We start from the raw sequence: 14,361 nt of genomic DNA on the forward strand, positions 1-14,361 counted from the left end.
GATCCCGTGGGGGGAATCCGCACCGGGACATGGGAAGGCGCCCCGACTCCGGCCCGTGGGGGGACCGGCAGCGGGGCGCCTTCTTTATTGCCTTGTTGCTCCGGGGACTGCTCGGGACTTCGGGGCGAGGTGCCCGCGCCCCTGAGGGGCGCGGGGAACCCCGCGATCTTCGGGGCCCGCCCCAGTCCGCCCGCAGATGAAAACCTGCGACCGGGCGGAGTGCCTAGCGCTGCTCGACCGGGATGAAGTCCCGCTCGACGACGCCCGTGTAGATCTGGCGCGGACGCCCGATACGCGATCCGGGCTCCTTGATCATCTCGTGCCACTGGGCGATCCAGCCCGGCAGCCGGCCGAGGGCGAACAGGACCGTGAACATCTCGGTCGGGAAGCCCATGGCCCGGTAGATCAGACCGGTGTAGAAGTCGACGTTCGGGTAGAGGTTGCGCGAGACGAAGTAGTCGTCGGAGAGCGCGTGCTCCTCCAGCTTGAGCGCGATGTCCAGCAGCTCGTCGGACTTTCCGAGGGCCGACAGGACGTCGTGCGCGGCAGCCTTGATGATCTTCGCGCGCGGGTCGAAGGACTTGTACACCCGGTGGCCGAAGCCCATCAGGCGGACGCCGTCCTCCTTGTTCTTCACCTTGCGGATGAACGAGTCGACATCGCCGCCGTTGGCCTTGATGCCTTCGAGCATCTCCAGCACGGACTGGTTGGCGCCGCCGTGCAGGGGGCCCCAGAGGGCGCTGATGCCGGCGGAGATCGAGGCGAACATGTTCGCCTGCGACGAGCCCACCAGACGCACGGTGGAGGTCGAACAGTTCTGCTCGTGGTCGGCGTGCAGGATGAGCAGCTTGTCGAGCGCGGAGACGACGACCGGGTCGAGCTCGTACTCCTGCGCGGGGACCGAGAAGGTCATACGCAGGAAGTTCTCGACGTAGCCCAGGTCGTTGCGCGGGTAGACGAACGGGTGACCGATCGACTTCTTGTACGCGTACGCCGCGATGGTCGGAAGCTTCGCGAGCAGCCGGATCGTCGAGAGGTGGCGCTGCTGCTCGTCGAACGGGTTGTGGCTGTCCTGGTAGAACGTCGACAGCGCGGAGACCACCGACGACAGCATCGCCATCGGGTGGGCGTCACGGGGGAAGCCCTGGAAGAACCGCTTGACGTCCTCGTGCAGCAGGGTGTGCTGCGTGATCTCGTTCTGGAAGGTGGAGAGCTCGTCGACCGTGGGCAGCTCGCCGTTGATCAGCAGCGAGGCCACTTCGAGGAAGGTGGAGCTCTCGGCGAGCTGCTCGATCGGGTACCCGCGGTAGCGGAGGATGCCCTGCTCGCCGTCGAGATAGGTGATGGCGGATTTATATGCGGCGGTGTTCCCGTATCCGCTGTCCAGCGTCACCAGACCGGTCTGGGCGCGGAGCTTCCCGATGTCGAAGCCCTTGTCGCCGACGGTGCTGTCGATCACCGGGTAGGTGTACTCGCCGTCGCCGTACCGCAGTACTACAGAGTTGTCGCTCACGTCATCCCTCACCGACGTTGTGCCTCTTCTTCGAGGTGCCCTGACTGTCTCTACCATCCCCCATTTGGCGCAGGAGAGTGCACTCGGGGTCGACCATTGGGCCTATTGGCGGCACTCAGTGCCGTCAACCTGTTCATCCTGCCCGGTTCCACGGCCTTCCGAAAGTGCCGTGTGAGGTTTCCGACTCGTTTGATCGATCATTTTTCTCCGCGGGGCGTGGGGTGCGGGGCGCGGCGGGCGGCGGGAGTCGGGGTGAAGGCGGTTGAGCACGCGCGGGCCGACGGGGGCTGACCGCGCAGTTCCCCGCGCCCCCAAAGACAAAAGACTGCGCAGTTCCCCGCGCCCCTAAAAGCAAAAGACCGCGCCGCTCCCCCACCGGCCCCGCAAGGGGCGCGGGGAACTGCGCGAACGGCCCCCGCCCCAAGGGGCGACCGCAACCGTTCAGGCTGCCAGTCGCGTGGTTGTCAGGCGGAAGGACAAGGCCGTGCAGCGGCGGCCCGCCGAGACCGTGCGGACCGCCTGGCCCAGGGCCTTGCGTGAACCCACCAGCACCACCAACCTCTTCGCCCGCGTGACCGCCGTGTAGAGGAGGTTGCGCTGGAGCATCATCCACGCCCCGGTCGTCACAGGGATGACGACAGCGGGGTACTCGCTTCCCTGCGAGCGGTGAATCGTGACCGCGTACGCGTGCGCCAACTCGTCCAGCTCGTCGAACTCGTACGGCACCTCCTCGTCCTCGTCCGTCAAAACCGTCAGCCGCTGATCGTCGAGGTTGAGCGACGTCACCACCCCCACCGTGCCGTTGAAGACCCCGTTCTCCCCCTTCTCGTAGTTGTTGCGGATCTGCGTGACCTTGTCGCCGACCCGGAAGACCCGCCCGCCGAACCGCTTCTCGGGCAGGTCGGGCCGCGCCGGCGTGACGGCCTGCTGGAGCAGGGCGTTGAGCGCGGCGGCCCCCGCAGGCCCCCGGTGCATCGGCGCGAGCACCTGTACATCCCGCCGCGGATCGAGCCCGAACTTCGCCGGGATGCGCCGCGCCGCCACATCCACCGTGAGCCGCCCCGCCTCCTCCGTGTCGTCCTCGACGAAGAGGAAGAAGTCCTTCAGCTTGTCCGTGACCGGCTGCTGTCCCGCGTTGATCCGGTGGGCGTTCATGACGACCCCCGACTGCTGGGCCTGCCGGAAGACCTTCGTCAGCCGGACCGCCGGTACGGGTCCGCCCTCGGCCAGCAGATCCCGCAGCACCTCGCCCGCGCCGACGCTCGGCAACTGGTCGACGTCCCCCACGAACAGCAGGTGCGCCCCCGGCGGCACCGCCTTGACCAGCTTGTTGGCCAGCAGCAGGTCCAGCATCGACGCCTCGTCCACGACGACCAGGTCGGCGTCCAGCGGACGGTCCCTGTCGTACGCCGCGTCGCCGCCCGGCCGTAGCTCCAGGAGCCGGTGCACGGTGGAGGCCTGCGCCCCGGTCAGCTCGGCGAGCCGCTTGGCCGCCCGGCCCGTCGGCGCCGCCAGGACCACCTTCGCCTTCTTCGCGCGGGCCAGCTCCACGATCGAACGGACCGTGAAGGACTTGCCGCAGCCCGGCCCGCCCGTGAGCACCGCGACCTTCTCGGTGAGGGCGAGCCGGACGGCCTGCTCCTGCTCGGGGGCCAGCTCCGTCCCCGTACGCCCCTTGAGCCAGGCCAGGGCCTTGTCCCAGACCACGTCCCGGAACCCGGGCATCCGGTCCTCGTCGGTGCGCAGGAGCCGCAACAGCTGCCCCGACAGGGACAGTTCGGCCCGGTGGAAGGGGACGAGGTAGATGGCCGTCACCGGTTCCCCGCCGTCCGGGCCCGGCACCCGTTCCCGTACGACCCCCGGGTCCTCGCCCTCCTCGGCCGGGGCCGCCAGTTCCGCCAGGCACTCGATGACCAGGCCCGTGTCCACCTGGAGCAGTTTCACCGCGTCGGCGATCAGCCGCTCCTCCGGGAGGAAGCAGTGGCCCTGGTCGCTGGACTGCGAAAGGGCGTACTGCAGCCCGGCCTTCACCCGTTCCGGGCTGTCGTGCGGGATGCCCACGGACTGGGCGATCTTGTCGGCGGTGAGGAAGCCGATGCCCCAGACGTCGGACGCGAGGCGGTAGGGCTGGTTCTTGACGACCGAGATCGACGCGTCGCCGTACTTCTTGTAGATGCGGACCGCGATGGACGTGGACACCTCGACGGTCTGGAGAAAGAGCATGACCTCTTTGATCGCCTTCTGTTCCTCCCAGGCCTCGGCGATCTTCTTGGTGCGCTTGGGACCGAGGCCGGGCACCTCGATGAGCCGCTTCGGCTCCTCCTCGATGATCTGGAGCGTGTCCAGCCCGAAGTGCGTCGTGATGCGGTCGGCGAAGACCGGTCCGATGCCCTTGACCAGGCCGGACCCGAGATAACGGCGGATGCCCTGGACGGTGGCGGGCAGCACGGTCGTGTAGTTCTCGACGGTGAACTGCTTCCCGTACTGCTGATGGGAGCCCCAACGGCCCTCCATCCGCAGGGACTCGCCCACCTGGGCGCCGAGCAGCGCGCCGACGACCGTGAGGAGATCACCGCCGCCGCGCCCGGTGTCGACGCGCGCGACCGTGTAGCCGTTCTCCTCGTTGGCGTACGTGATCCGCTCCAGCACGCCTTCCAGAACCGCCAGGTTCCGGACCTCGCTCCCCGCCCGCGTCCCCGCCCCTTGATTGGACATGATCCGACGCTACCGCCCAGGTCTGACACCGAGGTACCGGCGACGTCCTGGTGGACGAAGCGGACCCCACGCGGGCAGTGCCTGGGCGCCGGCGTCGACTACACCGCCCGGCGGGCCACGCCTCCGTAGAAACCGATCGTGTCGGATCCGGTCGGCGGTTCGGCGTCCGGGCGCCAGTACGGGACCTGGACCAGACCGGGCTCGATCAGTTCGAAGCCGTCGAAGAGGCGCTCGATCTCGGCGCGGGAGCGCAGGTTCATGGTGGCGGTCGCGTTGCGGTAGACGGCCTGGGCCTCACTGCGGTCGGCGAAGTCGCCGGTGGCGTGCGAGAGCACCAGGAAGCTGCCGGGCGGCAGTGCGTCGCGCAGGGTGGCGACGACCTGTTCGGGGCGCTCCGCGTCGGTGAGGAAGTGGAAGACGGCGACCAGGAGCACGGCGACCGGCTCGTCGAAGTCGATGACCCGGCGGACCTCGGGGTGGTCCACGATGGACCGCGGGTCGCGCAGGTCGGCGAGCACGATGCTGGTCTCGCCGGTGCGGCTGAGCAGCGCGTCGGCGTGCGCCTTCACGATCGGGTCGTTGTCGACGTACGCGACGCGCACGTCCGGTGCCACCGCCTGGGCGATCTCGTGGACGTTCGGCGAGGTGGGCAGGCCGGTGCCGATGTCGAGGATCTGGCGGACTCCGCTGCCGACGATGTGCTGGACGGCGCGTCGCAGGAAGTCGCGGTTGGCCCGTACGCCGATGAAGACCTCGGGTGCGGCGGCGGCGAGCCGGTCGCCGGCCTGCTGGTCGACCTCGTAGTGGTCCTTGCCACCCAGCAGGTAGTCGTAGATCCGCGCGGGGTGCGGCCTGCTGGTGTCGATCTCCTCGGCACGGAAGCCGTCCTGACTCACGCTGCGCTCCTCTCGCACACCGGCCGCCCAGGCCTCCTGCCCGCGCACGGCTGACCACAGCTTTCCACATCAACTCGGCTGCGAGCGACGGCAGTTGCCGGGCGAATCGGCCGTGACCGCGGACCCTGCCCCCGGGGGGCGGCGAACCAGATGAACGCTCCGTTCGTCAGGTCTCTCGCGCCAGAGCCCCCATCAGCGCGTCCAGCAGGCCCGGCACCGCCTCCTGGAGGGAGGCGCGGCGGAGACGGTGGCCGCGGGAGGGGCCGACCATGACCGGGTGGAGGATGCCCGCCTCCACCAGGATCTTGAAGTGGTGGGTCGCGGTGGACTTGTTCAGACCGTCGTAGAGATCCGAGCAGGGAGCTTCGGCGGCGGGGTGCGCCGCCAGCCTGCGGACCATTTCCAGGCGTACGGGATCCGCGAGGACGCGCAGCAGTTTCTGCACAGCCGCGACGGGCGGCAACTGGTCCGGAAGGACCTCCCAGGCCGGCATCAGGCACCTCCAAGTTTGACGAGCATCATACTTCTCCCTATGGTCCTCGAAGTACGATCCAGATCAAACTTACCAGGAGCCTTCGTGCAGGCACTCACCCCTGGCCGCCGTCCCCAGTCCTGGAGCTACGCGACCCTTCTCGTCCTCCTCATGCTGGGACAGGCGACCTCCGCCATCCCCTCACCCCTCTACTCCCTGTACGCCGAGAAGTGGGACTACCCGCCCCTGCTGACCACCGTCATCTTCGCCGCGTACGGGGCGGTGGCGGCCGTCGCGATCCTCGTCTCCGGCGCCCTGTCCGACCGGTACGGCCGCCGGCCCGTACTCCTCGTCGCCGTCCTGCTCCTGCTCGCCGGGCTCGCCGTCTTCGTCCTCGCCGCGGGACCCGGGTATCTCGTCGTGGCCCGCATGCTCAACGGCGTGGGGATCGGCGCGATCGTCGTCGTCGGCGGGGCCGCCCTGCTGGATGTGACCCCGGAGCGGGCGGCCCGCAGCGGAACACTCACCGCCATCGCGTTCAACGTCGGCATCGCCGTCGCCGCGCTCGGCACCGCCGCCCTCGCCCAGACCGGCTTCCACCCCCTGTTCCTGCCCTATCTCGCCGACGCGCTCATCGCCCTCGTCCTGCTCGTCCTCCTGCTGGTGATGCGCGAACCGCACCCCTCGGCCGGTGCCGCGCCCCTCGGGATCCCGCGCCCGCAGGTACCCGAGGAGATCCGCGGGCGTTTCCTCTTCTCGGTGATCGGCGCCGGCGCCGCCTGGGCCGTATTGGGGGTCTGCTTCTCGCTGGAACCCTCCATAGCCGCTCACGCCGCGCACGTCGACGGCCCGTTCTTCGGCGGCGTCGTCATCGCGGCGGTGACCCTCACCGCCGCGGCCACACAGGTCGCCAGTGCCCGCTACCCGGCCCGCACGGTCGCGCTCGTCGGTGACACGGCGCTCGCCGTGCTCATGCTGGCCGGAGTGGGCGCCTTCGCGACCGGCGACGCCACGGTCATCATCGCCACCATCGCGCTCCAGGGCGGCGCCTACGGTCTCGCTTTCGGCGGCTCCCTGCGCCACCTGACCGCGCACATCCCCGCCGAGCGGCGCGGGGCCGTCATGTCCATGTTCTACCTGCTCGCGTACGGCGCGCTCATCACACCCACCCTCCTCGTGGGGATCGGCGCGACCGTCTGGGGCGACACCACGATCTTCCCCGTCTTCTCCGTGCTCGCGGCCGTCCTCTGCCTCTCCGCCGTAGTGGTCGAGCGGGTACTGGGACGCGGGGACAAGCGCCTTCGGACAGCATCGGCGTCGACGCCGACAACCGAGGCACTCGACGTGAGCAAGGTCGACTGACCGGAGACCGCCTCGTGCGCGCCGCCGCCCGGGGGACCGCGCGAGGCTCGGGCCGCGCGGTCCCCCGGGCGCCGGGCGACCGTCAGTCCTGGACGATCACGTTCGTGCCGGCTCCGCCGGAGATCGTGTCCGTGCCCGCCCCGCCGTACAGCTTGTCGTTGCCGGTGTTGCCCCAGATGCGGTCGTTGCCGGCCTCCCCGTACACGATGTCGTCGCCCCTGCCGCCGTACAGGTCGTCGGCGCCGGCGCCGCCGTAGACCTTGTCGTTGCCGTCGTCGCCCTGGATGATCTGCTCGCCCGCCAGGCCGCGCAGCACGTCGTTGCCCGCGCCGCCCTGCACGATCTCACCGCCGCCGGTGGCGGTGAGGGTGTCGGCGCCGTCACCGCCCCAGGCGGATCCGTACTCGTCCACCGTGATGACGTCGTCACCCGCGCCGCCCGTGACGGCGCTGCCGTCGACGAGTTCGCCGGAGTCACTGGTCCACTTGTCGTTGCCGATGCCCAGCTCGACGGAGTTGAACGAGAAAGTCTGGTCGGTGCGATTCTCGACGGAACCGCTGTCGTTCCCGTCGCCGAGATCCGCCTCCAGAGCCGCGTACGGGGACTGGCTGTCGATATTCTCGACCGTGCAGGAGATCTTGGTCCTGTCCGCGCTGTCGGGATAGGCGCAGCCGTTTCCGGCGGCTATCGGAACGACGTCGTCGATTACATAAATGAATTGCGCGCGGTCGTCGCTGTACGACTGCGTGACGGCCACCTGGTTGGTCTGACCTGCGGCAGCCGTGTACGTGAGCTGCCAGCCGTACTCGTTGACCACGGCCGTGGCCGTCGACTCCGCGGCACCCGCCGGGCCGGCCAGCGCGAGCGGAACGGCCAGCCCGATACCGACAATCGGCGCCAGAAAAGATAAGGCGCGCACCGCACGACGGCCACCGTGACGAGAAGACATTGCATAACCTCCATGGAGCAGTTGTGATGCCTTTCGCTTCGTGTGACGGGCGAGGTACGCGGTTGGTTGTGCACCGAATCGCGAATAAATACGCGGCATGAAAGCGTAAACGCGCGATCAATTCCCCATTCCACCGAAATTCACCCGCTCGTCACACTGCGGGATCCGCGAGGCTCCGGGACGAAGAGGCGGGAGGGGCAGTCGGGGCCGGCCGGCCGCCGAAGACCGCCCGGCGCACGCGGTCGACCGCGGCGATCTCCTCCACGTCCGTGATGGCGATCGGCTCGCCGAGCATGCCGAGCGACACGACATCCCGTAATCGGGGGAGGTGACGGGCGGACCGCTCGGCCTCATGGGCCACGGCCTCGGTCCAACGGCCGCGCCCGTCCAGCACTTTCTCCAGCGGTGGCACGCGGTCGACCACCGCGAAATTGCACAGGACAGTGTTGTCCGGAAACCAGCAAAGTCTCATGGCTGGAAGATCAGGTCCCCTTCTTCCACTTCACCGACGGCGGATTCCGGACTGTCGGGCTCGGCCGGGTCGAGAAGGTCGTGCAGGTGGTCCACGTCCATGCCCAGGAGGGATGCGAGGGGCCGGAGCGTCGTCTCCCCCTCGGCGTAGCACTTGTAGAGGGCGGCCACGAGGCGTACGGGGAAGCGCTGGGCCGCGGCCCAGGCGAGCTGCCGCTGGAAGGCATCTGTCGCACCGGCGAGCAGATGGCAGATCTCGGTGGTCAGACCCCTGTAGTGGGCCGCGATCTCCGACTGCGCGTCGATCAGGCGGAGTTGGCTCAGCCGTGCGCTCAGCGCGCTGGGCGAGACCTTGAAGGCCACGACCAGCTCGGAGAACGCTTCGACGGTGAGCCTGCCGTGCCTGTCCGCCACCTGGCGGAACCGGTCACGGATCTCGGGCGCGGGCATCAGCAGGTTGGAGGCGAAGACGTTGGCCCGCACCTCGGTCAGATCCTTCTGCCGTCCCGGGGCGACATGCGACTCGACGACGAGCTCCTGGGCGTCGCGGGCCAGGATGTGGCCGAGTTCGTGCGCGGGTGAACCTCTGCCGGGTCCAGGTCTCCGTGGGCCCGATGAGAATGAGCCGGAACGTGTCCGTCTGCCAGGTGAGCCCGTCCACGGCGTCGGGGAGACACGTGACCGCGACGTCCACGCCGAACGCCTGCGTACAGGCCGTGATCAGCACGTCCGTCTCCAGACCGGCCACGGTCCGGTGGCCGTCCGCCGCGGTGAGCACACCTACGGCGTCCTGAGCCAGCTGCCTCCCCTGGTCCACGAAGCGCTTGATGTCCGGACGCACCGCGGGCATCGACGGCAGCTCGGGGGGCCGCCCCAGCAGCTCCAACACCTCGTACGCCGCCGTGAAACGGTCCGCGGCATCGCTGACGCGGCCCCTCCGGGGAGTCGCTCCGGCAGTGGTCCGGGCCGCGAATGCCGGACGCAGCGGCTCGCGCCCGGTGAGCAGCCAGTCCACGGTCCTGCCGCCCGCCTCAGCGATCAGCGCCAGGTCGAGCGACGTGAAGCGGCGCACCCCCGCCAGGGACTTGGACAGTTTGTCGGGCGTGAGCCCCACCTTCTCGGCGAACGCGGCCTGAGTCATCGAGGCCGCTTCCATCACTCTGCGCACACGGTCGATTACAGAATCGGACATGCACCCACCGTGACCGTGCCTTGCGAATATCGCAACGCACTGGCCAGAACATCGGACACACCTCCACCCCATGGCTTTCACCGCCCTCTTCATCACGATCCGGTCTCAGGGGGTTGTCTACGTCGATGTAATCGATTCCAATCGCTTTCAGCGTTACGCATGTAATCGATTCCAAGATGATCCACAAGGAGGTGGAGCGTCGATGGCGAGCATCAAGGACGTCGCCGCCGAGGCGGGGGTCTCCGTCGCCACGGTGTCGCGGGTCCTGAACGACCACCCGTCGGTGAGCGCGGACGCCCGCGCCCGCGTACTGGCCGCCGTCGAGGCGCTGGGCTACCGCCCGAACGCCGTCGCCCGCTCCCTGCGCACCGACCAGACCCGCACCCTCGGCCTGGTCATCAGCGACGTGCTCAACCCGTACTTCACCGAGCTGGCCCGCTCCGTCGAGGAGGAGGCCCGCGCCCTCGGGTACAGCGTGATCATCGGCAACGCCGACGAGCGGCCCGAGCTGCAGGACCACCACGTCCGTACGCTGCTCGACCGGCGGATCGACGGCCTTCTCGTGTCCCCCACGGACGGCGGTTCCCCGCTGATGCTGGACGCCGCGCGTTCGGGGACGCCGATGGTCTTCGTCGACCGCTGGATACCGGGCGTGGACGTGCCCGTCGTCCGGGCGGACGGCCGGGCCGCCGTGCGCGATCTCGTCGCCCACCTGCACGGTCTCGGCCACCGCAGGCTCGCCATCATCGCGGGCCCGGCGGCCACCACCACCGGCAGCGAGCGCGTCGACGCCTTCCGGGACGCCCTGCGCGAGTACGGGCTGCCGCTCCCCGACGCGTACATCGGACAGGGCGACTTCCAGGCGGCCAGCGGTCGGCGGGCCACCGAGGAGTTCCTCGACCTGGCCGAGCCGCCCGAGGTCGTCTTCGCGGCCGACAACCTGATGGCGCTGGGCGCCCTGGACGCCGTACGGGCGCGGGGGCTGCGTGTGCCCGACGACATCGCGCTCGCCGCCTTCGACGACATCCCGTGGTTCGTGCACACCGATCCGCCGATCACGGCGATCGCGCAGCCGACCCCCGAGCTGGGCCGGGCCGCCGTACGCGCCGTGGTCGACCGGATCGAGGGGCGGCCCCCGCAGTCGGTGACCCTCCCCGCCACCCTCGTCGTCCGCCGCTCCTGCGGCGAACCGCCCGCCATGGACAGCACGCCCATGAACGTCACTCAAAGGAGCAACCCGTGAGCAGCAGCCCGGACGAGTTGCTGCGTATCGAAGGGATACGCAAGACCTTCCCCGGTGTGGTCGCGCTCGACAGCGTCGACTTCGATCTGCGCCGTGGCGAGGTGCACGTACTGCTCGGTGAGAACGGTGCCGGCAAGAGCACCCTCATCAAGATGCTGTCCGGCGCCTACCGGCCGGACTCCGGGAAGATCGTGGTCGACGGCGAGACGGTCCGTATCCACGGCGCGCAGGACGCCGCGCGCCTCGGGATCGCGACCATCTACCAGGAGTTCAACCTGGTCCCCGACCTCACCGTCGCCGAGAACATCTTCCTGGGCCGCCAGCCGCGCCGCCTCGGGATGATCGACCGGAAGAAGATGGAGGCCGACGCCGCCGTGCTCCTGGAGCGGGTGGGCGTCAATGTCTCGCCCCGCGCCCGGGTGCGTGAACTGGGCATCGCCCGCCTCCAGATGGTCGAGATCGCCAAGGCGCTGAGCCTGGACGCCCGCGTCCTGATCATGGACGAGCCGACCGCGGTGCTCACCTCCGGAGAGGTCGAGAAGCTCTTCGCCATCGTGCGCAAGCTGCGCGAGGACGGTGTGGGCATCGTCTTCATCACGCACCACCTGGAGGAGATCGCCGCCCTCGGCGACCGGGTCACGGTCATCCGGGACGGCCGGAGTGTGGGCCAGGTGCCCGCGTCCACGCCCGAGGACGATCTCGTACGCATGATGGTGGGCCGTTCCATCGAGTTGCAGTATCCGCGTGAACGGGCCGACACCGGGGCCGCGTTGCTCACCGTCGACGGGCTCACCCGGGACGGTGTCTTCCACGACATCAGCTTCGAGGTGCGGGCCGGTGAGGTCGTCGGGATCGCGGGCCTGGTCGGAGCCGGCCGTACCGAGGTCGTACGAGCCGTCTTCGGCGCCGACCCGTACGACAAGGGGTCCGTCGCGGTCGCCGGTACCCCGCTCCCCCGCCACGACGTCAACGCGGCGATGACCGCCGGGATCGGGCTCGTCCCCGAGGACCGCAAGGGTCAGGGTCTGCTCCTGGACGCCTCCGTGCAGGAGAACCTGGGGCTCGTCACCCTGCGGGCGGCCACTCGCGGCGGACTCGTCGACCTCAAGGGGCAGCACACGGCCGCGGCGAGGATCGCCGAGCAGCTCGGCGTACGGATGGCCGGGCTCGGCCAGCATGTGCGCACGCTGTCCGGCGGCAACCAGCAGAAGGTCGTCATCGGCAAGTGGCTGCTCGCCGACACCAAGGTGCTGATCCTCGACGAGCCGACCCGCGGCATCGACGTGGGCGCCAAGGTCGAGATCTACCAGCTGGTCAACGACCTCACGGCCGCCGGCCACGCCGTCCTGATGATCTCCAGCGATCTGCCCGAGGTGCTCGGCATGAGCGACCGGGTGCTGGTGATGGCCCAGGGCCGGATCGCCGGCGAACTCTCCGCCGACGAGGCGACCCAGGACTCCGTGATGGCCCTGGCCGTCAGCACACCGACCGCATCAACCGCATCACCGAGCACCGCATCGACCACCACGAACCCTGTTGACACTGATTCCGCTGTGGAGGAACCCCGTGGCCACTGACACGCTCAAGAGCACAACGGGCGCCAGTGGCGCTCCAGGCGGTGGCGCCTCGGGCGGCCTGCGCCGGCTCCTGCTCGACAACGGGGCGCTCACCGCGCTCATCATCCTCGTCATCGCGATGTCGGCCCTGTCCGGCGACTTCCTGACGACGGACAACCTGCTCAACATCGGCGTCCAGGCGGCCGTGACCGCCATCCTCGCCTTCGGTGTGACCTTCGTGATCGTCTCGGCGGGCATCGACCTGTCGGTCGGTTCGGTCGCGGCCCTGTCGGCCACCGTCCTTGCCTGGACGGCGACTTCGGAGGGCGTACCCGTCTGGATCGCGGTGATCCTCGCGATCGCCACCGGCATAGCGTGCGGCCTGGTCAACGGCGTCCTGATCTCGTACGGGAAGCTGCCGCCGTTCATCGCGACGCTGGCCATGCTGTCGGTGGGCCGCGGTCTGTCCCTGGTGATCTCGCAGGGCTCCCCCATCGCCTTCCCCGACTCGGTCTCCCACCTGGGTGACACGCTCGGCGGCTGGCTGCCGGTCCCGGTCCTCGTGATGATCGTCCTGGGCCTGGTCACGGCCGTCATCCTCGGGCGTACGTACATCGGGCGCTCCATGTACGCGATCGGCGGCAACGAGGAGGCGGCGCGCCTCTCCGGGCTGCGGGTGAAGCGGCAGAAGCTCGCCATCTACGCGCTGTCGGGGCTCTTCGCCGCAGCCGCGGGCATCGTGCTCGCCTCACGCCTCTCCTCCGCGCAGCCGCAGGCCGCGCAGGGTTACGAGCTGGACGCGATCGCCGCGGTCGTCATCGGCGGCGCCTCCCTCGCGGGCGGTACGGGCAAGGCGTCCGGGACGCTGATCGGCGCGCTGATCCTCGCGGTGCTGCGCAACGGCCTCAACCTCCTGTCCGTGTCGGCGTTCTGGCAGCAGGTCGTCATCGGTGTGGTCATCGCGCTGGCGGTGCTGCTCGACACCGTGCGCCGCAAGGCGGGCGCGACTCCGGTCACGTCCGGTGCCGGGGGCGCGGCGGGCAAGAAGGGCCCGCAGATGGTCAAGTACGGGCTCGCGGTCGTCCTCGTGGCGGCCGTCGTGGGCGGCCTGAGCATCTTCAACAACGGCTCGTCGTCCTCCGAGAAGCCGAAGGTCGGCCTGTCCCTCTCCACCCTGAACAACCCCTTCTTCGTACAGATCAAGGAAGGCGCTCAGGCGGAGGCGAAGAAGCTCGGGGCGGACCTGACCGTCACGGACGCGCAGAACGACGCCTCGCAGCAGGCGAACCAGTTGCAGAACTTCACCAGCGAGGGCGTCGACTCGATCATCGTCAACCCGGTGGACTCGGACGCGGCGGGCCCCTCGGTGCGCTCCGCCAACAAGTCCGACATCCCCGTCGTCGGGGTCGACCGCGGCGTCAACAAGGCGAAGACGGCCGCGCTCGTGGCCTCCGACAACGTCGAGGGCGGGCAGCTCGGCGCCAAGGCGCTGGCCGAGAAGCTGGGCGGCAAGGGCAAGATCGTCATCCTCCAGGGTCTGGCCGGTACGTCCGCGAGCCGTGAGCGCGGCGCGGGCTTCGAGGAGGGGCTGAAGGCGTACCCGGGTATCAAGGTGGTCGCCAGGCAGCCCGCCGACTTCGACCGCACGAAAGGGCTGGACGTCATGACGAACCTGCTCCAGGCCCACCCGGACGTGCAGGGCGTCTTCGCCGAGAACGACGAGATGGCGCTCGGCGCGATCAAGGCGCTCGGCTCCAAGGCCGGGAAGTCGGTCCAGGTCATCGGCTTCGACGGCACGCCGGACGGACTGAAGGCGGTGGCGGACGGCACGATGTACGCGTCCGTGGCCCAGCAGCCGAAGGAACTCGGGCGGATCGCCGTGGAGAACGCGCTGCGGGCGGCCGACGGCAAGAAGACCGAGCAGACGGTGAAGGTCCCGGTGAAGGTGGTCACGTCGAAGAACGTGGCCGACTTCACCGGCTGACCCCCGCC

Annotated in this window: 11 protein-coding genes; 4 read left to right on the top strand and 7 right to left on the bottom strand. The window is 69.4% G+C overall.

The window, feature by feature from the left end:
- Positions 1 to 223: 223 nt before the first annotated feature.
- From IE278_RS26290 to IE278_RS26305, 4 genes are all read right to left on the bottom strand, one after another.
- Positions 224 to 1,513, bottom strand: coding sequence for a citrate synthase (locus IE278_RS26290; protein ID WP_189775745.1), 1,290 nt, complete (start codon positions 1,511 to 1,513; stop codon positions 224 to 226).
- Between the two features lie 441 nt (positions 1,514 to 1,954).
- Complete coding sequence (gene recD2, locus IE278_RS26295; RefSeq protein ID WP_189775746.1) at positions 1,955 to 4,228, bottom strand: SF1B family DNA helicase RecD2; 2,274 nt, start codon at positions 4,226 to 4,228, stop codon at positions 1,955 to 1,957.
- Between the two features lie 98 nt (positions 4,229 to 4,326).
- Positions 4,327 to 5,124: an SAM-dependent methyltransferase gene (locus IE278_RS26300; protein ID WP_189775747.1), complete on the bottom strand. Its 798-nt coding sequence runs from the start codon at positions 5,122 to 5,124 to the stop codon at positions 4,327 to 4,329.
- Positions 5,125 to 5,290: 166 nt separating this feature from the next.
- Entirely contained in the window at positions 5,291 to 5,617 is a 327-nt protein-coding gene (locus IE278_RS26305) for an ArsR/SmtB family transcription factor (protein ID WP_189775748.1), read from the bottom strand.
- An 84-nt stretch (positions 5,618 to 5,701) separates the two neighbouring features.
- Between IE278_RS26305 and IE278_RS26310 the strand changes: the two genes are divergently transcribed.
- Positions 5,702 to 6,958 carry an MFS transporter gene (locus IE278_RS26310; RefSeq protein ID WP_189775749.1) on the top strand — a complete coding sequence of 419 codons (1,257 nt, stop codon included), beginning with the start codon at positions 5,702 to 5,704 and terminating at the stop codon, positions 6,956 to 6,958.
- 82 nt (positions 6,959 to 7,040) lie between these two features.
- On the opposite strand, the gene IE278_RS26315 is transcribed toward IE278_RS26310, so the two are convergent.
- The 3 genes from IE278_RS26315 to IE278_RS42475 form a co-directional block, all read right to left on the bottom strand.
- The gene (locus IE278_RS26315; RefSeq protein WP_189775750.1) at positions 7,041 to 7,907 is read right to left on the bottom strand and encodes a calcium-binding protein; all 867 of its coding nucleotides are present in this window, start codon (positions 7,905 to 7,907) and stop codon (positions 7,041 to 7,043) included.
- A 151-nt stretch (positions 7,908 to 8,058) separates the two neighbouring features.
- Entirely contained in the window at positions 8,059 to 8,331 is a 273-nt protein-coding gene (locus IE278_RS26320) for a hypothetical protein (RefSeq protein ID WP_189775751.1), read from the bottom strand.
- Between the two features lie 44 nt (positions 8,332 to 8,375).
- Positions 8,376 to 8,936: an ImmA/IrrE family metallo-endopeptidase gene (locus tag IE278_RS42475; RefSeq protein WP_308434944.1), complete on the bottom strand. Its 561-nt coding sequence runs from the start codon at positions 8,934 to 8,936 to the stop codon at positions 8,376 to 8,378.
- A gap of 836 nt (positions 8,937 to 9,772) precedes the next feature.
- Here IE278_RS42475 and IE278_RS26330 point away from each other — a divergent pair.
- Genes IE278_RS26330 through IE278_RS26340 form a run of 3 tightly spaced genes read left to right on the top strand, consistent with a single transcriptional unit; the run spans position 9,773 to position 14,353 of the window.
- Positions 9,773 to 10,813, top strand: a complete 1,041-nt coding sequence (locus IE278_RS26330) for a LacI family DNA-binding transcriptional regulator (RefSeq protein ID WP_189775752.1) — start codon at positions 9,773 to 9,775, stop codon at positions 10,811 to 10,813.
- The gene (locus tag IE278_RS26335) at positions 10,810 to 12,390 is read left to right on the top strand and encodes a sugar ABC transporter ATP-binding protein (RefSeq protein ID WP_189775753.1); all 1,581 of its coding nucleotides are present in this window, start codon (positions 10,810 to 10,812) and stop codon (positions 12,388 to 12,390) included. The genes IE278_RS26330 and IE278_RS26335 overlap by 4 nt, the downstream gene beginning before the upstream one ends.
- Complete coding sequence (locus IE278_RS26340) at positions 12,380 to 14,353, top strand: ABC transporter permease/substrate-binding protein (protein ID WP_189775754.1); 1,974 nt, start codon at positions 12,380 to 12,382, stop codon at positions 14,351 to 14,353. The genes IE278_RS26335 and IE278_RS26340 overlap by 11 nt, the downstream gene beginning before the upstream one ends.
- The last annotated feature ends 8 nt before the right edge of the window (positions 14,354 to 14,361 follow it).

It is taken from the genome of Streptomyces tauricus, assembly GCF_014650955.1.
Classification (GTDB): Bacteria; Actinomycetota; Actinomycetes; order Streptomycetales; family Streptomycetaceae; genus Streptomyces; species Streptomyces tauricus.

Excerpts from the sequence above, each read along its gene's own strand:
- IE278_RS26305 (WP_189775748.1), bottom strand. The coding sequence starts at position 5,617 with ATGCCGGCCTGGGAGGTCCTTCCGGACCAGTTGCCGCCCGTCGCGGCT.
- IE278_RS26315 (WP_189775750.1), bottom strand. The coding sequence starts at position 7,907 with ATGTCTTCTCGTCACGGTGGCCGTCGTGCGGTGCGCGCCTTATCTTTT.
- recD2 (WP_189775746.1), bottom strand. The coding sequence starts at position 4,228 with ATGTCCAATCAAGGGGCGGGGACGCGGGCGGGGAGCGAGGTCCGGAAC.
- IE278_RS26330 (WP_189775752.1), top strand. The coding sequence starts at position 9,773 with ATGGCGAGCATCAAGGACGTCGCCGCCGAGGCGGGGGTCTCCGTCGCC.